General features: G+C 42.2%; 19 protein-coding genes. 6 read left to right on the top strand and 13 right to left on the bottom strand.

Annotated elements, in window-relative coordinates:
* Nucleotides 1-30: 30 nt before the first annotated feature.
* From VME0621_RS18300 to VME0621_RS18285, 4 genes are read right to left on the bottom strand one after another with little or no spacing between them, the layout of a single operon-like run.
* Nucleotides 31-1,794 (bottom strand): phospholipase D family protein, encoded by a 1,764-nt coding sequence (locus VME0621_RS18300; protein WP_062460533.1) that lies wholly within the window; start codon nucleotides 1,792-1,794, stop codon nucleotides 31-33.
* A 19-nt stretch (nucleotides 1,795-1,813) separates the two neighbouring features.
* On the bottom strand, nucleotides 1,814-2,878 hold the full coding sequence (locus tag VME0621_RS18295; protein WP_062460536.1) for an AI-2E family transporter: 1,065 nt from the start codon (nucleotides 2,876-2,878) through the stop codon (nucleotides 1,814-1,816).
* A gap of 9 nt (nucleotides 2,879-2,887) precedes the next feature.
* Complete coding sequence (locus VME0621_RS18290; RefSeq protein WP_062460539.1) at nucleotides 2,888-3,907, bottom strand: DUF2955 domain-containing protein; 1,020 nt, start codon at nucleotides 3,905-3,907, stop codon at nucleotides 2,888-2,890.
* A complete protein-coding gene (locus VME0621_RS18285; protein WP_062460543.1) occupies nucleotides 3,897-5,051 on the bottom strand; it encodes an HlyD family secretion protein in 1,155 nt (384 codons plus the stop codon). Before VME0621_RS18285 ends, VME0621_RS18290 begins: the two co-directional genes overlap by 11 nt.
* Nucleotides 5,052-5,286: 235 nt before the next feature.
* Here VME0621_RS18285 and VME0621_RS18280 point away from each other — a divergent pair, with 235 nt between their 5' ends.
* The 5 genes from VME0621_RS18280 (at nucleotide 5,287) to VME0621_RS26300 (ending at nucleotide 9,317) form a co-directional block, all read left to right on the top strand.
* Nucleotides 5,287-6,309: a helix-turn-helix domain-containing protein gene (locus VME0621_RS18280; RefSeq protein ID WP_062460546.1), complete on the top strand. Its 1,023-nt coding sequence runs from the start codon at nucleotides 5,287-5,289 to the stop codon at nucleotides 6,307-6,309.
* 118 nt (nucleotides 6,310-6,427) lie between these two features.
* The gene (locus tag VME0621_RS18275) at nucleotides 6,428-7,072 is read left to right on the top strand and encodes a DUF3299 domain-containing protein (protein WP_062460549.1); all 645 of its coding nucleotides are present in this window, start codon (nucleotides 6,428-6,430) and stop codon (nucleotides 7,070-7,072) included.
* 773 nt (nucleotides 7,073-7,845) lie between these two features.
* Nucleotides 7,846-8,295 (top strand): hypothetical protein, encoded by a 450-nt coding sequence (locus VME0621_RS18265; protein WP_031496528.1) that lies wholly within the window; start codon nucleotides 7,846-7,848, stop codon nucleotides 8,293-8,295.
* 2 nt (nucleotides 8,296-8,297) lie between these two features.
* Nucleotides 8,298-8,801: a hypothetical protein gene (locus tag VME0621_RS18260; protein ID WP_062460554.1), complete on the top strand. Its 504-nt coding sequence runs from the start codon at nucleotides 8,298-8,300 to the stop codon at nucleotides 8,799-8,801.
* A gap of 36 nt (nucleotides 8,802-8,837) precedes the next feature.
* Nucleotides 8,838-9,317: a hypothetical protein gene (locus VME0621_RS26300; protein ID WP_006071408.1), complete on the top strand. Its 480-nt coding sequence runs from the start codon at nucleotides 8,838-8,840 to the stop codon at nucleotides 9,315-9,317.
* A 41-nt stretch (nucleotides 9,318-9,358) separates the two neighbouring features.
* Here VME0621_RS26300 and VME0621_RS18250 read toward each other — a convergent pair whose 3' ends face one another.
* The 9 genes from VME0621_RS18250 to VME0621_RS18210 all read right to left on the bottom strand — a co-directional run bounded on the left by VME0621_RS18250 (nucleotide 9,359) and on the right by VME0621_RS18210 (nucleotide 17,024).
* A complete protein-coding gene (locus VME0621_RS18250; protein ID WP_062460557.1) occupies nucleotides 9,359-10,390 on the bottom strand; it encodes a DUF2157 domain-containing protein in 1,032 nt (343 codons plus the stop codon).
* Nucleotides 10,391-10,612: 222 nt separating this feature from the next.
* Nucleotides 10,613-11,236 (bottom strand): LysE family translocator, encoded by a 624-nt coding sequence (locus VME0621_RS18245; protein WP_062460560.1) that lies wholly within the window; start codon nucleotides 11,234-11,236, stop codon nucleotides 10,613-10,615.
* A gap of 99 nt (nucleotides 11,237-11,335) precedes the next feature.
* Nucleotides 11,336-11,713: a VOC family protein gene (locus VME0621_RS18240; RefSeq protein WP_062460563.1), complete on the bottom strand. Its 378-nt coding sequence runs from the start codon at nucleotides 11,711-11,713 to the stop codon at nucleotides 11,336-11,338.
* Nucleotides 11,714-11,722: 9 nt separating this feature from the next.
* Complete coding sequence (locus tag VME0621_RS18235; protein WP_038222344.1) at nucleotides 11,723-12,397, bottom strand: YoaK family protein; 675 nt, start codon at nucleotides 12,395-12,397, stop codon at nucleotides 11,723-11,725.
* 40 nt (nucleotides 12,398-12,437) lie between these two features.
* Nucleotides 12,438-12,941, bottom strand: coding sequence for a GNAT family N-acetyltransferase (locus tag VME0621_RS18230; RefSeq protein WP_062460566.1), 504 nt, complete (start codon nucleotides 12,939-12,941; stop codon nucleotides 12,438-12,440).
* The gene (locus VME0621_RS18225; protein WP_062460567.1) at nucleotides 12,938-13,531 is read right to left on the bottom strand and encodes a DJ-1/PfpI family protein; all 594 of its coding nucleotides are present in this window, start codon (nucleotides 13,529-13,531) and stop codon (nucleotides 12,938-12,940) included. Before VME0621_RS18225 ends, VME0621_RS18230 begins: the two co-directional genes overlap by 4 nt.
* Before the next feature lie 171 nt (nucleotides 13,532-13,702).
* Nucleotides 13,703-14,338, bottom strand: coding sequence for an alternative oxidase (locus VME0621_RS18220; protein WP_062460570.1), 636 nt, complete (start codon nucleotides 14,336-14,338; stop codon nucleotides 13,703-13,705).
* Nucleotides 14,339-14,766: 428 nt separating this feature from the next.
* Nucleotides 14,767-15,360 carry a GNAT family N-acetyltransferase gene (locus VME0621_RS18215; RefSeq protein WP_006072464.1) on the bottom strand — a complete coding sequence of 198 codons (594 nt, stop codon included), beginning with the start codon at nucleotides 15,358-15,360 and terminating at the stop codon, nucleotides 14,767-14,769.
* A gap of 290 nt (nucleotides 15,361-15,650) precedes the next feature.
* Entirely contained in the window at nucleotides 15,651-17,024 is a 1,374-nt protein-coding gene (locus VME0621_RS18210) for a Na+/H+ antiporter NhaC family protein (protein ID WP_062460573.1), read from the bottom strand.
* 282 nt (nucleotides 17,025-17,306) lie between these two features.
* On the opposite strand from VME0621_RS18210, the gene sbcB reads away from it, so the two are divergent.
* Nucleotides 17,307-18,728 (top strand): exodeoxyribonuclease I, encoded by a 1,422-nt coding sequence (gene sbcB, locus VME0621_RS18205; RefSeq protein WP_062460577.1) that lies wholly within the window; start codon nucleotides 17,307-17,309, stop codon nucleotides 18,726-18,728.
* Nucleotides 18,729-18,763: the final 35 nt, after the last annotated feature.

Raw genomic sequence — 18,763 nt, 5'->3', positions numbered from 1 at the left:
TTACGCCATCAATAGCGAATAACTCCCTGCCTAGAATTGATACTTGAGCCCCGTAGATTCGAGAATGCTATATATTTCTCGCTGGCTTTCAGATGTTTTGCCTTTCATACCCCCAACTGCCCTAAGCTGCTTCCGCATCTCTAACCACTCCTCACTACCCCAAAGCAATGAGTCTTGCTTAAGTAGTTCAAATTGTTGGTTGAGATCACTGATTATTTGCTCTCCCGATAAGAAAAACCCCACTTCATTGTTGTAAAGCAACGAACGAAAATCGAGATTGGTCGTGCCTACAAACGCTGTTTCATCAATAATCAGAAATTTCGCATGAAGTTTGCCATAGTATTGTGTTCCACCGAGTAATACCGAGTCGGGTTTACCTAATTGGTAGAACTTGATTCTTGGATGGTTAACCGCCTTCTTCCAAGCCGATGATTGAAGGAACTTTTGGTTGAGCTCGTTATTATCAAGGTCATCGTCTAACCAAGTTTGCTTGAGGGTTTCATCTTGCATAATGAGTGAGGGTACCGTGTGCATGTCGATCACGGCTTGAGTGAAGAAGTTATCACTAGTAAGTACTGAGTTAGTAATAACCTCAATACTTCGCTCTGGATCTTGTTCCAACCAACTCAACGCGATGTTTAGCTCTCTATCGATTACGCCTTCATCTTTTAGTAAATCCGACTGAAGAAACAGGTATGGCGACACCACTCTTATTTTTTTAAGCTCAGTATTGGTATAGGCAGTTTTCGCCAAAATACCGCTGATTGAATTGGCATTAGCACTTTTGTTATGGCTATAACGCGTCACAACATCGTCCGCATTTAGATTGTCCAATTCGTGCGCAAATTTGGTATCTGCAGTACGATAATCTATATCTAGATACTGAGCTATACCAATGTATGCTTGATTAAACTCTGGGTTTGCTTTCAACTTCTGATAAGACTTTAACAATAAAGACTTGTCTCGATTGTAACTTGACCATGTATCAAGCTTTTTGTTGCCAGGTTTAGTAAACAGGACCGTAAAATAATACTCACTTAGTCGAGATGGCGACTGCTCAGGTTTCGATTCAAGTAAAGGACGGATTATGACTTCAATATCACGAAACGCTGAGTAGTCCTTGCTTCCATTACTATCGATCCCGTAATAATGAAGCGACATATTCCGCCCACCCGTAATCACATAAGCATTTTGATTATAGAAACCGTCCACAATAAATAGCTTGTCGTGAGAGCGATGGTTCCATCTGGAATCACCATCTGTTAGTGCATTGAAGACAACCGCCTGTACGCGTGCTTTCTGAGTTGTAATCTGTCCTTCTCTATCACGAATATAGCCCGCGTTTTTTTCACACTGCATAAGGCCTTTTAAGTTCCCATTGTTAAGACTGTACGAACCCAAGCTATCTACCATAATGCGGATATCAACACCGCGTTGCACGGCCTCACACAAAGCTCCTAATGTGGCTTTACCTGCTAAATCGTCAGAGAAAATATAGTATGTAAGATCAATGGTGTGTTTCGCGTTTTCAATCAAGTAGATCTTCGCGGCTAGACTCTTTATCGCGTCCGCCTGCTGTGAGCCAATCACTTTAACAAGAGCTGGTTGAACTGGTAGTCGATTCTCAGACGAGAGTTTAAGATAATCTTTCTCTAAATCTTCAGCGTCGCGCCAACGACGCTGCTCCATTAGCTGTGATGTCCACTCATCGTCAGAAGAACTCGGAGAGTGAGCATTAGAAGCACACCCGCCCAAAACTAACGATAAAACGAAGATAGAAATCCCTTTCCACATTGAGCCAATTCTCCTTGTATTAATCTTTGGCTTTTTCTGGCTCTTCTAGCCAAGATACGAACAGTTGATAACTCAAACTTAATACAACGGCACCAACAAACAGGCCGACTATTCCTGACATAGCCATTCCACCTAACGCACCCAATAGTAAAACCAACATGGGAATATCTGATCCTCGACTTAGTAACATAGGTTTAAGAACCGCGTCGCTACCGCTGACGATGACACACCATACTAAAAACAGTACTGCTGCTGTGGTCGACTGGGTACCGAACACATAAGCAATCACCGGAATAAGCGCCAGTATTGGCGGTAACTGGATAATAGCCATTAACAAGACCGCTAGTGCCCAAAGCCCTATCGCAGGCACATCAACGAACGCCATACCGACTGCGGCCATGATCGATTGAATAACCGCAACACCCAACACGCCTTGTACGACGCTACGAACTGTTGATTTGGATAGATTGACTAGCTCCGCACCTTTGCCGTTAGTGAGTCGATTAGCCACTTTGTTGAACGCTTTTTGGCAGTTCTCAGCATTCGCCATAAACACGCCAGCAATGATGGTCGAAACGATAAATTGTAGTAGCCCACCCGCAAAGGACCCCACAGCACCAGCTAATGTTGTTGCTAGCGATTTTATCTGCTCACTATATTTAGCCATCGCTCCTTCTAAGTTAGTCGAAGCATGATACATAGCGGCATATATCTTTTCACCAACTACAGGCAATTCTTTGACGGCTTGAGTCGGCCTTGGTACTTGAAGTGTTCCGTCCTGTAGCTGCGAATACACTTCTGTGCCTCCCGTATATAAACCACTAGATAACCAAACGAGTGGAATAAGTAGTAGCAGAACGCCAAGCAACGAAAGCAACCCACTTGCTTTACCTTTGGAAATACGGCATTTAGCGTGTAACCATAACGCCACTGGATAGAGTGCGACGGCGATAATACCGCCCCAAACGACGAGCATCATGAAAGGTCTAAGAATGGAAAAACACCAATAGACCAAAATGGAAATGGTCGCGATTTTGATAAAAGTATCGATCGCATTTTTATTGAAGGAACTGTCAAAATTCATAACGTTTACCTAAATAGATTTCATCATCTGTCCATTGAACTGCAGGACCTTCCATTGCCTCGTTTCAATAAAGAAAGCAGCAATCATCATGTATAAAGCTACCAAACCAAGAAGTCCGAGCCTTATCCACATTTTTTCGTCAATCACACCAGAGCTCATTAACGTCGTGCCTATCAACACCAAAGCGGTATTGAATGCCGTCGCGTACACCGGTGCCTTTGTAGGCTCTGAGTACATTTTGCTACCGATAACAATTGCTAGAAGACTGATAAAGACAGTGTAAAAAACAATATTAGGGACTAGAGCTAATACACCAAACACTAGAACGGCAATCACACCACCAATACCATTGCTAATTAGCAAAAACAGACTTAACTTGATGGACTTTTCACCTGTTATCATTAACGATAACAAAGCAATAAATATCATCGAAAGTAGCGCTTCAGAGATCTGGAAAATGAAGAAGAAACAGACAACAGGGAAAGCGACAATCATCGCTTTCAACGCGGAATGCCAGCGGAATTCCGAAGTAAATGGAACCGTTTGATAGCCCTGATGCGTTTCTTCTCTCTCCGGCATATAGATGTGCATTATTGCGAATATTGCGACTGCAATAGCACCAGATAAACTTAAACCCAACGCCAAAAATATAGCAATTGGTGGACTATCAATTGCCATAAAAGGCAACATCAATGTCGACATTAACAATATGGTTGCGAACAAATTCCATTTCGGGTCGAGAAACAGGTAGTACCCCAACATCATCAACATTCCTACCCCTATTAATAGAGGAACCGGATATTGAGCAAGACCTAAGCTTAAGCTAACACCAATTACAACGATTACGATCATCGCAAGAAGAAGTTCATAGACGATGTCTTTGTGTAATACCTTCTTTTCAAACAGAAACTTAGCGGTGAAAATCGGTGTTACAAACGCCAATGGCCAATCTATCCAAGCAGCAAGAAACGTAGCAATACCGACACCAAGCGTAAATCTGAGTACGCGATTTTGTGTGTTATCGGACATAAGACATCCAGCTAACGATTCGAATCCAAGCCTTGCCTAACATGTTGAAGATGGTGTTGTTATCGGTGTATACCACGACATCCGCTTGACCACCTATTCGCAGCAACCCTGTCGTATCAGCCGTATCGAATTCAATCGTAACCGGAAGCATTTGAGTTTGTCTTAACCAGCCAGTTTGATTATTGGCTTGAGCCAGTTTGCCAGCTTGGTTGGACTGCCCCCAATCCACGCCCCAATCAACACTTGATATTTTGCCTGTGATGACCTTTCCTGGAGCAAAGTCGAGTGCTATTTCAACCTCATTACCTGGTTGAATATTACCTAAACTGTTCTCTCTAAAGTAAGCCTCAATCCAAATGCTATCTGTTGACACAAACGTCATTATGGGTTGGCCAGCGCTCGCATAAAATCCTTCGGACAAACTGAAGTTTGAGACGCCACCGTTGGTTGGAGCTCTAACTACGGTACGTTCTAAGTCCAGTTGAGCCTTCTCTAGTGCAAGTAAAGCTGCTTTAATCTGGCTATTTTCTTCACCTTCTGCGCCAAGCTGTTTATTGGCTTTGTCCAAATCTGCCTGTGCATTTTGAACATTGGCGCGTGCCCTCGCCAAATTCGCTCTTGCTTTATCAGCCTCAGAAGCGGAAATCACCCCTTTTTCTGCCATAGTAAGTACACGACGAGTTTGCAGTTCAACGTTATCTCGTTCGACAATACTGCTGGTCAAACGAGCCTGTGCAAAGGCGATCGTCGCCGTTTGAGCTCCAACATTTTGTCCAGCAATTTCCAAATCCTGTTCTGCTTTTTGAACAGCTATCTCATAGTCCACCGGATTAAGAGCAATCAATGTATCGCCCTCTGACACTAACTGATTAGGCTTTACCTGAATATCGATCACTTGCCCAGAAACCTGAGGTTTGATCGGCACGACATAGCCTTTGACGCGCGCATTGTCTGTAGAAGGAATGATTCGATCTGAAATAATACTGATAGCGAGACTAGCTACAATAAAGACAACAAGAGCATTGGTAGCTTTCTTAACTTTGTTCTGTTTCGCTTGCTCTGCGTTTTGTTCAGCTTGTTCAATTTGAGAATCTTTGTTCTGTTTCTCTACTGGCTGACTTTTTGATTCTGGTTTATCGCTCATTACTCATCCCTTGTTAACAACTTAATAACCAATCCTACCTAGGTATAGACTATTACCGGAACAAATTAAATTTAATTACTTTAAAAATTAGTATATTAGAGAACCAACACGTGTTTGCTTTGCTGATTATCACTGAGCGAAAATTGTAGTTGATGTGTTCTTTCAGATTTGCCATTTTGCGCCAAAGGTCTAACCTAAACATTATCAATATCTCAAAAATACCGTCTTAACGCCTATGACCACTAGCAAAGACCCAATTACACCACTAATCAAATCTGGTTACGCCCGCGTATTGGTAGAACTCTTTCGCGAATACAACCACGACCCTCACCAAGCGATAAAAGAATCTGGATTACCACCAGACTTATTCGATTTGGATCAAGAGTTCTTACCCCAAGAGCCAGTGAAAAAACTAATCTATTTATTGGGAAATCAATTAGGAATTACTCAATTCGGCGATCTATTACGAACGGCGATTAGGCAAAAAGTTATACCACGCCTACTAGGTGAGTTATCTGAATGCAATACGGTAGAGGAAGCTTTAGTCCATACAAAACAAGTGTTTCAGTACGATGCTGTTGGCGTCAATGTTGGACTAGAACAGAGTCATGGAAGGACTTGGTATTGGTGCAAACGCCAATTTGATGACAGCCCGTTATTCCTTTGGTCGGAGATTTGGGCAGTGCTTTACGCTATCGAATTGGTCCGAGCCATGACTAAGTCCACATGGACTCCTAAACAAATTAAAATCCAATCGAAGGAAGTTGATGTATTTAAAGCTATCATAGGGACGTCACCACAATATTTCGTTGAAAATGAACGTATAGAATGGTTAATCGATAAGGAGATTTTGCAGCACGCTCCAAATATCACCAGTAAAGATTGTGCACCACAAAAACCATTAGTGACTTGGCACGCTAACTTTACCGACCGCGTGTTTACGGCATTGTTACCCTATGTTCGAGAACACAACCTTACCCTAGAGCAAGCAGCCAAACTGTTAAAGCTGACACCACGTACGCTGCAGCGAAGGCTCAATGAAGAGCGAACAAGTTTCCGCCATATCAAAGATAATCTAGTATTTACTGTCGCAGTAGAACTAATGGGCGAAGAACGATCACTGACTCACATTGCTAGTCAACTTGGCTTTTCCGATATTTCTCACTTTTCGCGTTCGTTTAAGCGCATCAGCGGCCTAACACCTAAAATGTATCAAAGAACGATATTAAGTTTGAACGAAACACAGCGCAGTCCATAACCAAACAACACGGCTCATTCTTACAACAAGATACCAAAAAGAACTGGTTAAGGATGTACACATGGCAAGGTTACTGATAGGTTCTGTCGGTTAATGGTCAATTATCGGTGTTTAAAGCATGCGTTCGTTAGTTATTTTATTCAGTCTTTCTTTGCTATTTATGGTGAAAGCACATGCAAATGACTGGCAGTGGCAAGATCTCTCGCCGACCATTGATGCGCCAACTTACCAAAACAAGTTTGCGAGTTTTACACCCACACAGCGCTATGATTTAATGACGATCGTAGACTATCAAAATAAACACAAACCTGAACGTGCTGCACTAGAGACAAATTATCGTGAAGCATTGATACGCTTTGCAAAGAATGGCATCAATATCCTTGATTTAATTGAAGAACAAAAGCAAATAGATGCCGATCATTCAGATTGGAATATGAATATCAATCCCACGCTCATTGGCAAGAAGGGGCGACTTCCTGGGTTCATCGTACCTCTTGAATTTGATGAGTTGATTGTTACTGAGTTTATACTTGTTCCTACTGCCGGCGCCTGTATTCACACTCCACCACCGCCAGGAAATCAAATGGTCGTAGTGAGTTACCCTAAAGGAATTGAGTTTCGAGGTTTATACTCACCGGTGTGGGTCGAAGGAACTTTGTTGGAGCAATCTACCGCTTCCAATATTGAGCTCTCCGACGGCAATACTGAAGTAATGAGCGCATACACAATGACCGCGGATAATGTCACAGTGTACGAGCGGTAGTATCTATTGTTGCTTTACAGGTTTTGATATTCAGAAACTTAAGATTCTGTATGCTAGCTCCGACCAAGACGATAAACCCTCTTTGCACGAGTTCCAAAGAACCAAACATCTGTTGTTAAAGTAGCAAAGGCCACCGTTTTACGCGTCCCTTCTCAGAAGTACTCAATAAATCGAGTGTATGGATTATTAAAAGTAGTCCAAAGCCAATCGTAGGTTCATCATTTAATTTTCTTCTTCGATACATCGATACAAAAACAATCTCAAAGTTAGAGCAGTAATTACGCAACCTTCCTTCGATGGTTAGCGTTTCAACGCCAAAACAGAGTTGTTTCACTTTTCTAACTTGCTGGCGCGAAATGGTAATCGTATTACGCGCAACTGCATTACTATCCCCTTCTTTGTTAGATCTTGAGGTGATGTATGCGACTACTTAAATACTTTGTCTGCTTAACTGCGTTGGCTGCATCATTCACAGCCAGTGCCAATGTTCATAAGTGGAAAAACACTCAATTCGAAACCTATTCAGATAAAACGCAAGTGCAATTTACCCTGGTAAATCGTTCCAATGTCTCTGCAAATTACTATCTGAGGATCAACGAGAAAGTGTTTAACAATAAAATTGAGCTAGCGGCCAATCAGGAAATTGATTTAGACATTAGTGTTAAAACCCCTCCTAGTAAAACATCCGAAAAATTAGTGTGTACTAAGATGGTTACAGACTCCCCGAACACCTATGAAGTATGCACAAAGCTCACATTTAAGAGGTTTTAATCATGAGTTTTAGAATCACTTTGGGGTCGGCAGCTATGATGATTTCGATGAATGTACTGGCAAACCCTATCCCCTCAGTATCAAACCCATCAGGTACTGATAGAATTCGGACATCTAATGGGTCTACCTGTGAACAAGCAGTATCAACGGGTAAAACTGTTCAATTTGGAACTTATGGTTCCCAAGGCGCAGATGATACATACAGTAACCAGTACGACCCTTATCACAATTACTACAACGAAGATGACCGCGGTATCTATGCTGCAGTCACAATTCAGTTTGGCGGTGAAGACCGTGTTGATTGCACAAAACTGTACGCGTTCGAAATGCGTCAGCGTAAACGAGAAGAAGAACTTGCTCAAGCTGAACACGAACTTAAGCTTCTGCAAATCGAAACAGAGAAGCAGCGTCTAATTAAAATGAAACAAACTAATACAACATTCGCGGAGTAATTATGCGCACATCTACCGCTCTACTAGTCGCAGGTATGCTTGTTATTACTAATCATGCAGTGTATGCAAATAACAACTTTTCGCTAATGGATAACGATGCAGAAATAGAGTTTAAAGCATCCATTGAAGCACAGTGTGGTTTGGAAGTGCTCAAAGATAAAGGTGATTTGGCATTTGGAGATAGTTATCTAGCGGACGCAGCTCAAATTCAGATTATCGATAACCGTCAAAATGGCCGAGTGTTACTCAGACTAGACGACTTAGAGTATGAGCAAGACGATTATCTAAAGAATCTAGAGTACAGCTTTTTCCATTTTAAAGTAACAGGTAGCGGTGAAAAGGAAGGCAGTGCTCTTGCTTGGATGGTAGGTAAAACCTTTACACGTCATGAACTTGGTAATGAGCGTAAGCTAGAAATCCGAGCCAGAGTTTCTCTTTCTGAGGAAGATACAGTTGCCAAAGATGACCTGACAATAAAAACCGAATGGGTCACGATTTGCGCTTAATGAGTCGGCTTAGCAAGCATCTATTGGAATTTATTTATGTTCAGATTGGTCACTAATTGTTGGGTTCTAGCTCTGTTACTACTATCAACGACATGTTTGGCAGAAAACAACGACGCTCAATTAAGATTCCGTGCAGACATCCCAGCGCGCTGTGGAATTGAAGTCATTGATGCAGAGGGAGAACTGTCATTTGGCGAAGATTACGATTTACGTGAGATTCGACTGCGTTTGGTTCATAACATCCCTCACGGTAGTGTGATTTTGCGTTTAAAAAATGCTGACTTTGGTGGTTTAGAATCGAGCCTACCATCTGAGAAGTTTCGATTTCAAATTGATGTTCCTCAGCGTTATGAGGGCGATATCAACTATTGGCGTAATGGTATTCAAATCGAAAAGGATCAGTTAAACCCAGATCAAATCATCGAAATAAGAGCAAGAGTGGATATCGACGAGTCGATGGCACCAGCGGGTGAGCATATGATGAGGCTCGATTGGGAGAGCTTATGCGTAAGATAAACGCTCCCAAAACTATTGTTAAATGAGTCTAACGAAGCAGATTACTCTTTTGCACGTCCAAGACGGTAAATCTTCTCAGCACGCGTTCCAAAGAACCAAAAGCTTGTTGCCAAAATAGCAAAAAATACCGCTTTATGCGTACCTTCCCAGAAGTACTCTATAAAGCGCGTGTACAGATTAATGAAGATGAAAATGAGCCCGAAGCCACGCGTAAGTTCATCATCAAACTTCATTCCGTGATACACAGCTACAACAGACGCAATAAGTAATAGTATCGACCAATGCAGCAAAGAGAACTGAGTGACATTACTCCACACACTAAAGTCCGCATAATTACCAAACACCGACATTAACCACATCGATATAAAGAACACAAATAGCCCCAAAGCACGAGTAGTGATGGCGAAATCTTCTTTAGATGGCCAACGTTTTACTGCCAACGTACTTGTTACTATCAGTACTAAACCATAAAGCACATAACGGAATGGGAAATTAAGTCCAAGAAAATAACCTTCGTCGCTTAGTTGATAGGTTTCAAAACCAAGCCAAGTACCAAATGACAGTAACGCACACAACCAAACAATATGCGACGGAATCCACAATCCCAAAACGCCATACACCAGCGAGGCAAGCAGGATTAACTTGGTTAAACTATTGGTTTGAATAACCTGCCCTAGAAAATAAATCGACACAGCAGTACTGACAATACCCAGTACAAATAAGGCCTCATTGCTAAAGGCTTTGTCCGGCGTCTTAGATTTTCGTCTTACGCCAATAAAGTAAAAGGCCGCTGATATTGCAGCGAAAAATCCACTCTTCGCTATGTCAGGTGCAGAGAATATCTCATCCAGCAGTTTAATCAGCCATTCATCAAGCAACACGGAAAGTACCGATAAAACGATGCAAACAATTGCAATCCAAAATGAATACTTAGCAATAAGTGACCAATCGACACTAGCGACTTGATAGCTGTTTTTCAGTTTGTCATGTTCTTCTTGGTTGATAGTGCCTTGTTCAAGCCACTGTTCTATCGCACTGCCAACAACACGACCTTCTCTTTTTGATAGCTTCATTCGTTTGAATCTTCTACTCCTAGGATAAATGAATGCCTTTGTAACCCACAACGCACTTAAACGGGAACTCATTACTTGTCAGATTATTGTAAATCTCGATACATTCAGTGTAGTCCTCGTAAACATTATTATATCGAAAACCGATATAATCACAGCTAATCAATAAGAAGACCTTATGAACTCCCTTAATAAAATAGCGGCTCCAAGCCACACATCATGTCACTATTGAATAAATAGAACACAACCAAAATAAATCATCACAACACCAGCTACTCGGTTAACCCAGCAACCAAATCTTGTATTTTTGATACTTCCCGTCATTTTAGCAATGAACAATGACAAAGCAGAAAACCAAACAAACAACATGACACCATGTATCGCTACTAACGTATAAGCATCGATGTAAGAGAAGTGCTCAAAATCTAAGAACTGGGGGAAGGCTGCAAGATAAAACAGTATCCCCTTGGGGTTTGAAAATTGAGTAATAAACCCTTCAACAACTGATTTTCGCCACTTGGGCTGTGTGTAGTGTTTAATCTTCTCCGGCAAAGCAGTATCGCTAGACTTAAGTGAGCCCAACAACATTTTCGCCCCTATATAAAGAAAATAACCTCCACCAATATACTTGAGTACAACAAAGAAAAGTGGTGAACCCATTAAAATCGCAGAAATACCGAAAATGCCCATGCTCGCTTGCAAAGACATCGCTAGGATAAAACCAAGAATATTACAGGTCGCAGATTGCTTTCCGTATATAGATGTTGTTCTGAGAATTAAGACACCGTTGGGACCCGGTGACATCACTAACAAAATTACAATCAAACTAAAAGATAGAATATCACCCATGACAATTCGCTAGCCTATTAAAACAATATTAATCAGTGTAAGTTTTTTTTTTGAGTTGTTGTCGTCATTGGATACCGTAACTTATTCCAGAAATGGCCATTATGGATAGTTACACAGTTCGATGAGATTACCGTCAGGATCGCGCAGATAAATTGATAATATGCTACCCGTGGCGCCTGTCCGATTTACAGGCCCAGTGAATACGTCAATAGCTTTAGAAATGAGTATCTGTTTGGCTTGTTCAACCGGAGTGTCTATCACAAAACACAAGTCTTCACTTCCTGGCACTGCAAAGGTTGCTTTCGGTTCTATCTCTTGCCCTTTGATATGCAGATTGATCTTCTGAGAACCAAAATGAAGCGCATGCCGATTATCACCAAATGTTTCATATCTCATTCCTAGCGTTTCATAAAACTCCACAGATGATTGCAAATCAGCAACTGTGAGTACGAGATGATCAATCGATTGAATGTTCATAAATTCCCTCTAACTTGCTCGATTGGTATAAGCGATTCTCTTGCGATAAATTCGGTACACTAACGCTAAAACTAGGCATGCTGCCGCAGGGACAACGAGCGCCATAAACGCTAAATTCCGATATAACAGAGCACCCACTATACCGCCAACGATGAACCCCGTTAATATGGTGACAAACAACTTGGCTTTTCGTTTATCAAATGTCTCGCCTCTTAATGTCGAACCAATCATGATTCCCAAATCAGTAACGATACCAGTGACATGAGTCGTTCTAACTACCGCTCCACTAAACGTGGTTGCCAAGGCGTTTTGCAACCCACATGCAGCTGAAGCAAAGTAGGTTCCACTTTGAGAACCATTGAGTAGTAAATAAGTGGCGATCAGCAAAAATAGACTTTCAATGCAAAGAAGCCACTCGTATTGACGACCGAGTTTTAGCGACACATTTGAAATGAATAAACCAGAAATCGCAGACCCTACTAAGAAGCTAACGATAATTGCGAACATATGACCAGCAAGAGACCAATCGTGAATCAGTTGAGTACCTAGTAGAGTTGCAGTACCAGATAAATGTGAGATCGCCTGATGTTGAAACCCCATAAGCCCCACAGCATTCACTGTCCCTGCTAGTAAAGAGAGAACAAACGCACCCGACTCAATCCAACGAGGTAACTTAGATATCACAGCAATCACCTATCTCAACAACATAATTCAGAAGGCAGCATCATAGCCCAATTTCATCTGTTGTCTTTGATTTAAAGCACATAATGTGTTGAGGACCAGCTTGACCACCCAGATATAGTTCTTTCGTATCAATAAACCCTACTGCTAAATAAAGTTGATACGCCGCCTTGTTTCTACAGTTAACAGTCAAATATAGGTCATTGTGTTCAGTGCCCAACCAAGCGTTAAACTCTTTGACTATAAGCTTTAAACACATCTTAGCGAGACCTCTACCCTGAAACCGCGAATCGATAAAAAAAGCGCGAAGGCCAGTAGCATTCTCCAACGTAGTTCCTAATGTAACTTGGTATGCCTCATCAAGTAGGAAAAAACCTGCAGGAGTCTCGCCCGAATAGATTACCCATTGACTCTCCTTGGGGTAACCTAAACTGCTCTGAATAATATCGGATACTACACCCACAAAAGGCAACTGTTCATCTGACACAGCTAGTGCTAACACATTTTCCGATATTGGGTGGGTTAAACGTCTTACAGCAATGCTCATAAAGTAACCCCATGTTCACACCAATCAAACTCCATCTGTTTTGCTGTTTTAAGTGCGATGTCGCGTCCGCGCAATTTTTCAACCAGCCTCAAGCTCATATCAATCCCAGCAGAAATACCAGCTGATGTGACAATGTCACCACAATCTACCCAACGTGTATCATTGATAATGGTTAACCCCGGAAACAGGTGTTGTAGTTCATTTTGATCTTCCCAGTGAGTCGTGACAGTTTGGTTAGAAAGGACACCCGATTTCGCCAGCAAAAATGCGCCTGTACACACAGAAGCCACAAGCGTAGAGTTAGCTGCTGTCTCTCTCACCCAATCTAATACGCGAGTGTTTTCCATCTCTTGGATATGAACCCCACCGGGGACAATCAGTACATCAATTGCCGGATGACTGTAGATGGAGTAGTCGGATTGGATTTTAAGACCACCTCTTGCTAAGACGGTACCTTGTGTTTGAGATAGAAGGCTAACTGACCATTTGTCTTCTTCGTTCAGAAACCGATTCGCCGTAGAAAAGACTTCAAAAGGCCCAGCAAAGTCTAATACCTCTACATCACGATACACATAGATTCCAACATTCATCACAGCCTCCATTCTGTTAAGATACTTTTACCTACAGTATTGAGTTACAAAGATTATTTCAACCTTTGTAACCCAAACCATAAGTATTGGATAACGTCAAAGGCATCTCACTCACAACAAATGAAATCGTTGTTCTAAATAAAAAAGACGCCGAAGCGTCTTTTTTATTGGTTAGGCAAGATGCGAGGGCAAATCTTTACGTTCATAAGCATCAGCAAACCCGTGGTTTCTATCTCTGTGACCGGCTTCATCCTGCCTGATTCTTAAAACAACATCACGCAACAGTGCATCGTCCGCTAACTGGTAATAATCGATCGCAATTTTGGGAGCCGGTATGTTCTCTATGTACCCTTCGTCTATCTTCTCTAGGTATTCTGTATAGCTTTTACAGGCTTCTTCTTCAAAATAACCTACAACTCGATGTGCAACTTTGGAAGAGAGTAAATAGATAATCGAGTAAACAACAATAAACACGCCCTGACCCAGTAGAACTATGAGCCTCTCCAACCAACTGGGTTTGGCAATATCTAGAAAAATCATTAAGTGCATTCGCTCATTTTCAGCCTCGTCTAAAAGCTCTCGGATCCAACCTTCATCGTCTCTCATACGCCTAAGCGCTTTTAAGTGATTGAACATACCCGCTACCATTCCAGGTACGGCGGCGATAGTTTCCAGAATAACTGCCCTTTTATCGTATTTTTTGCCGTAAAAAAGGTTGAGTACATACTTCAGCAACTTAGTGACAGAAAGAGCGACTTTTTCTGAAACACGTTCAGCTTTCTTGTGCGTCAATTTGAATTCTACCATTACTGATCTCTCCATATGATTAATCTACAAACAACATACATACTTAACGCTATTCATTCAACTATTTTTGAATAACACCAATAATAGTTGAGTTTTTATAGGGTTATTAAGACAAGATCATAAGAAAAAAGGCATTGAAATAGATAATAGTTTCGTTAAATTAGGAGCTTAAATTCAATCATCACTTTTATTGAAAAAGTTGAATCGTAGGGGGAATACTGGCTATCTAAGAATAATTAAGCGAAAGACACTGTCTAGCAGACACAGGCAGTTACACAATTGCGTCACGGCTGAATTTGTTCCCCTGAACAAGATAAAGGGCATCAGATCATTGCGAGGCGGATTGAAAAGCGTGGATGATTATACGTTTGAGGATAGGTGCAAAAAAGAGCCTCGGTTTAACCAAGGCTCTTTTTTGAGAACTGTTTTTAGCTTTGAGCAGGTCGAAGCATGAACCAGTATGGGAAATTTTCACTCTTAGACAGTACTTCAAAGCCTCGACGTTCAAAAGTCTTCACAACTTTCTCACTAGATGCCACGACATAGGTTGGTTTGCCTGCCGCATCTGCTTGGTCAGTGACGGTTTTGATTAACGCACTAGCCAGACCTTTTCCGCCAGCTTTCGGTGATACCCCTAGACCCCACAACCAATAGCAATCTTGCAACGGTGGCACTGCTAGCATTTGTTCGCAGACTTCTTTTGCCAATTCAATTTTGCACGAGCCCATCATGCGCGTAACAATGGATAGAATCTCCATTTTTTGCATCACATCCGGCTGGTGCTTGCCTGGTGAGCGCATAATAACGCAACCATCGCGCTCAGGAGTGGTGTACACTTCACCACCGGCTAACCCCCACTCGCCAACCGCCCAACGCCAGTAACAATCATGTGCGAAGTCAGCCACCTCGTCTTGGCGTAATGCTGCTTGCATCGCTTCATTATCAGCGTAGGCATCTAGAAACATGTTACATAGATCTGGTACTGCAGAGTAATCGGCTTTGATAATTTGTAATTCAGACATGCTACTTCCTCATGGCGGATTTAAATCGAGATCGTAAGAAAAGAAACACACGCACATTTGCTTGCCTTCTTCCTTCAATAAAACAGCACTTTAAAGCAAAGTCAATATTCTACGATAGTTAATAACATATCGATTAATAAAGCAGCATAACCTGCAAATAGAGGCGTTTTATCTGACGGTATTTGGACAGGTTTGGAGATTGTGAGTTCCGCCAATAAAGCAAAGGCTCCATATAATGAAGCCTTACTTATTATCAAAATTGGCGGTTTAGCCTTTCAACTATAAGGTTGCTATACGTGTCTCTCTTCGCAAAATGTTGCTTGCTTCGCGCGTGGTTTTAACACGATCGCTACTACCGCTGATAATGCTAATGCGAAGCAGTAATAGGAGTTGGAAACCACTTCTAAAGGCGATAATTGGAACACGGAGCCAAGCAGTAACACTTGAGCACCATAAGGCAGTATTCCTTGAATTACACATGAATAGATATCAAGTAGGCTTGCTGAGCGTCGTGCGGTTACTTTGTTTTCTTGAGCTAATTCTCGAGCCACGCTACCAGAGACGATAATGGCTACGGTATTGTTTGCCGTACACAAATTTACCAGAGAGACTAAGCCTGCAATACCGAACTCACTCGCCTTTCTGTTTGCTTGCGTTGAATGCGTTGACCCAAACTTACGAATCACTTTAGTAATAACTTGCGTTAGAAATGCTAAACCGCCTTGACGACGCATTAGCTCACTCAGCCCACCAATTAACATAGACAATAAGAAGATTTCTTGCATGTTGCCAAAGCCAGCATAGATATCTTGAGCAAAGCTTGTCAGTTGGTAGCCCTCAACAGAGGTCAAACTTACCGTACCCGCTAGCAGAATACCTACGGTTAAAACAACAAATACGTTTAATCCAGAGACGGCCAATACCAAAATCGCAATGTAAGGCATGACTTTAAACCACTCAATGTCTCCAGTTTCCGGTAACTGAGTCGCAGAACTATTCAATGCGAAAATCACTAAAGCAATAAACGCTGCAGGAATAGCAATACGTATATTTTCTTTAAATTTATCTTTCATTTCACACCCTTGCGAACGTGTCGCAGCTATGGTTGTGTCGGAAATAATAGATAAGTTATCACCAAACATAGCGCCACTTAGTACGACACCCGCAGTCAGTGGAACGCTCATGCCCGCAGATTCTGCAATACCGAGTGCAACAGGGGCAACGGCGGCTATAGTACCCATTGATGTCCCCATTGCAGTCGCAATGAAAGCTGAAATAAGGAATATACCAGGAAGAATCATGCTTGTTGGAATGGCTGATAACCCGAGATTCACTGTCGCATCAACACCTCCAGAGGCTTTCGCTACGGCAGCAAACGCACCCGCTAACAAATAAATCATGCACATGGCAATGATATCCTGATGCCCCACACCTTTAATAAACTGCTCAATAGCGTTGTTGAGTGTTTCTTTACTTAAAACGATCGCCAAAAACACCGCTGGTAATGCAGCAATTGGCGCAGGAAGTTGATAAAACGCGAAATCTACACCTTGTAAGGATAAATAGGTCCCTACACCTATAAATAATGTCAGGAATAGCACAAGAGGAAGCAGTGCTATAGGTGAAGGAACAATAGATTGGTTGTTTTTATTCGTTTTGGTCATATCAAAAGTGGCAGCAATAACAGGAAGGCGTGCAGCATAATGCCGCCATTAAGACATGTCAACGTCTAGACGTCCAAATGTCCATGCACTATTCCACTGTATGATAAAACAGCTAAACGAAAGCGAGGTAAATACTGAAAGAAATAAAACACCCGCATCACGTGGATAATACCGCTGAGAATGCTCAATGTTCGTTGCCATACACTCTCTCGGGTGGTCTAATAAGAGTTATTCAAGCATCATTTCATCATGCTTAGTCTATGATTTAAGGAACCATTTCTAATGTCCCAACACCAACCCACTTATTTCTTTTTCGATTATGAAACATGGGGAGTGAGCCCTGCTAAGGACAGACCTTGTCAGTTTGCGGGTGTACGGACGGATGAGAACTTTAATATCATTGGTGAGCCATTGGTTATTTACTGCCAGCCACCATCGGACTACTTACCTTCTCCCGAAGCAGCATTAATCACAGGTATCACACCACAACTTTGTCAGGAGAAAGGGCTCTCAGAACCAGAGTTCATTGCTAAGATTCATCACGAACTAGCCACACCAAACACAACAAGCCTTGGTTACAACAGCATTCGCTTTGACGATGAGGTAACTCGTTATACCTGTTATCGTAACTTCATCGATCCTTACGCATGGAGTTGGCAGAACGGTAACTCACGTTGGGATTTATTGGATGTTATGCGCGCATGCCACGCACTCCGCCCTGAAGGAATTGAATGGCCGGAGAATGACGAAGGGTTTACCAGTTTTAAACTTGAACATCTCTCTGTTGCTAATGGTATCGAACACGAAAATGCTCACGATGCCATGGCAGACGTTATTGCAACGATAGAACTAGCCAAAAAAGTAAAGGCCGCGCAACCAAAATTGTTTGACTACTTTTATTCGATGCGTCAAAAGCGAAAACTAAACGAACTCGTCGATATCGTGAACATGACACCCTTGATGCATGTATCTGGAATGTTAGGTAAAGAGTGCCAATATACCAGTTGGGTAGTACCTATCGCGTGGCACCCAACCAATCAAAATGCGGTTATCGTTGCTGATCTGGCCAAAGACCCACAACCACTATTAGATTTAGATGTTGATGCATTACATCAGCGCCTATACACCCGACATGATGAACTCGCACCGGACGAGAAACCTGTCCCGCTTAAACTTATTCATCTCAACAAGTGCCCTATTCTCGCGCCAGCCAAAACGCTCACAGCGGAAAATGCAGAGTCCATTGGCATTGACAGAGAGCAGTGTTTGAAGAACCTAGCCCTAATCAAACAACATCCAGAGATCCGTGAAAAACTGATCGGACTTTATAGTATTGAGCGCGAGTTTGAGAATGATGGCGACGTAGATACTCAGCTCTACAGCGGCTTTTTCTCGCCAGCAGACAAGAGCGCGATGGATATTATTCGCGAAACGGACCCAAACAATCTATCTGCATTAGACATTAGTTTTAGTGATCCTCGTATTGAACCGCTGCTATTCAGGTACCGTGCACGCAATTTCCCATGGAGCCTTGATGAAACGGAACAAGCTCGCTGGGCAAACCATTGTCGTGAGTTTTTCGAAAGTCGTATTGAAAGCTATATGCTAAATATGGAAAACTTAGTTCACGAACATGAGTCTGACGAGAAGAAACTCGCCATACTAAAATCCGTCTACCGCTACGTGGAGCGTCTCGTTTCTTAACTTCTCCAGCCATGTAGTGACCGTGCAGCTAAACC

The organism is Vibrio mediterranei (genome assembly GCF_900088415.1).
GTDB classification, from domain to species: domain Bacteria; phylum Pseudomonadota; class Gammaproteobacteria; order Enterobacterales; family Vibrionaceae; genus Vibrio; species Vibrio mediterranei.
This window is presented reverse-complemented; position numbering and strand designations above follow the sequence as displayed.

Coding starts and splice junctions, on each gene's coding strand:
- VME0621_RS18245 (WP_062460560.1), bottom strand. CDS start 11,236: ATGGGTGATATTCTATCTTTTAGTTTGATTGTAATTTTGTTAGTGATG.
- VME0621_RS18230 (WP_062460566.1), bottom strand. CDS start 12,941: ATGAGCATTGCTGTAAGACGTTTAACCCACCCAATATCGGAAAATGTG.
- VME0621_RS18280 (WP_062460546.1), top strand. CDS start 5,287: ATGACCACTAGCAAAGACCCAATTACACCACTAATCAAATCTGGTTAC.
- VME0621_RS18225 (WP_062460567.1), bottom strand. CDS start 13,531: ATGAATGTTGGAATCTATGTGTATCGTGATGTAGAGGTATTAGACTTT.
- VME0621_RS18265 (WP_031496528.1), top strand. CDS start 7,846: ATGAGTTTTAGAATCACTTTGGGGTCGGCAGCTATGATGATTTCGATG.
- VME0621_RS18295 (WP_062460536.1), bottom strand. CDS start 2,878: ATGAATTTTGACAGTTCCTTCAATAAAAATGCGATCGATACTTTTATC.
- VME0621_RS18275 (WP_062460549.1), top strand. CDS start 6,428: ATGCGTTCGTTAGTTATTTTATTCAGTCTTTCTTTGCTATTTATGGTG.
- VME0621_RS18300 (WP_062460533.1), bottom strand. CDS start 1,794: ATGTGGAAAGGGATTTCTATCTTCGTTTTATCGTTAGTTTTGGGCGGG.
- VME0621_RS18220 (WP_062460570.1), bottom strand. CDS start 14,338: ATGGTAGAATTCAAATTGACGCACAAGAAAGCTGAACGTGTTTCAGAA.
- sbcB (WP_062460577.1), top strand. CDS start 17,307: ATGTCCCAACACCAACCCACTTATTTCTTTTTCGATTATGAAACATGG.
- VME0621_RS18250 (WP_062460557.1), bottom strand. CDS start 10,390: ATGAAGCTATCAAAAAGAGAAGGTCGTGTTGTTGGCAGTGCGATAGAA.
- VME0621_RS18260 (WP_062460554.1), top strand. CDS start 8,298: ATGCGCACATCTACCGCTCTACTAGTCGCAGGTATGCTTGTTATTACT.
- VME0621_RS18215 (WP_006072464.1), bottom strand. CDS start 15,360: ATGTCTGAATTACAAATTATCAAAGCCGATTACTCTGCAGTACCAGAT.
- VME0621_RS18210 (WP_062460573.1), bottom strand. CDS start 17,024: ATGACCAAAACGAATAAAAACAACCAATCTATTGTTCCTTCACCTATA.
- VME0621_RS18240 (WP_062460563.1), bottom strand. CDS start 11,713: ATGAACATTCAATCGATTGATCATCTCGTACTCACAGTTGCTGATTTG.
- VME0621_RS18290 (WP_062460539.1), bottom strand. CDS start 3,907: ATGTCCGATAACACACAAAATCGCGTACTCAGATTTACGCTTGGTGTC.
- VME0621_RS26300 (WP_006071408.1), top strand. CDS start 8,838: ATGTTCAGATTGGTCACTAATTGTTGGGTTCTAGCTCTGTTACTACTA.
- VME0621_RS18285 (WP_062460543.1), bottom strand. CDS start 5,051: ATGAGCGATAAACCAGAATCAAAAAGTCAGCCAGTAGAGAAACAGAAC.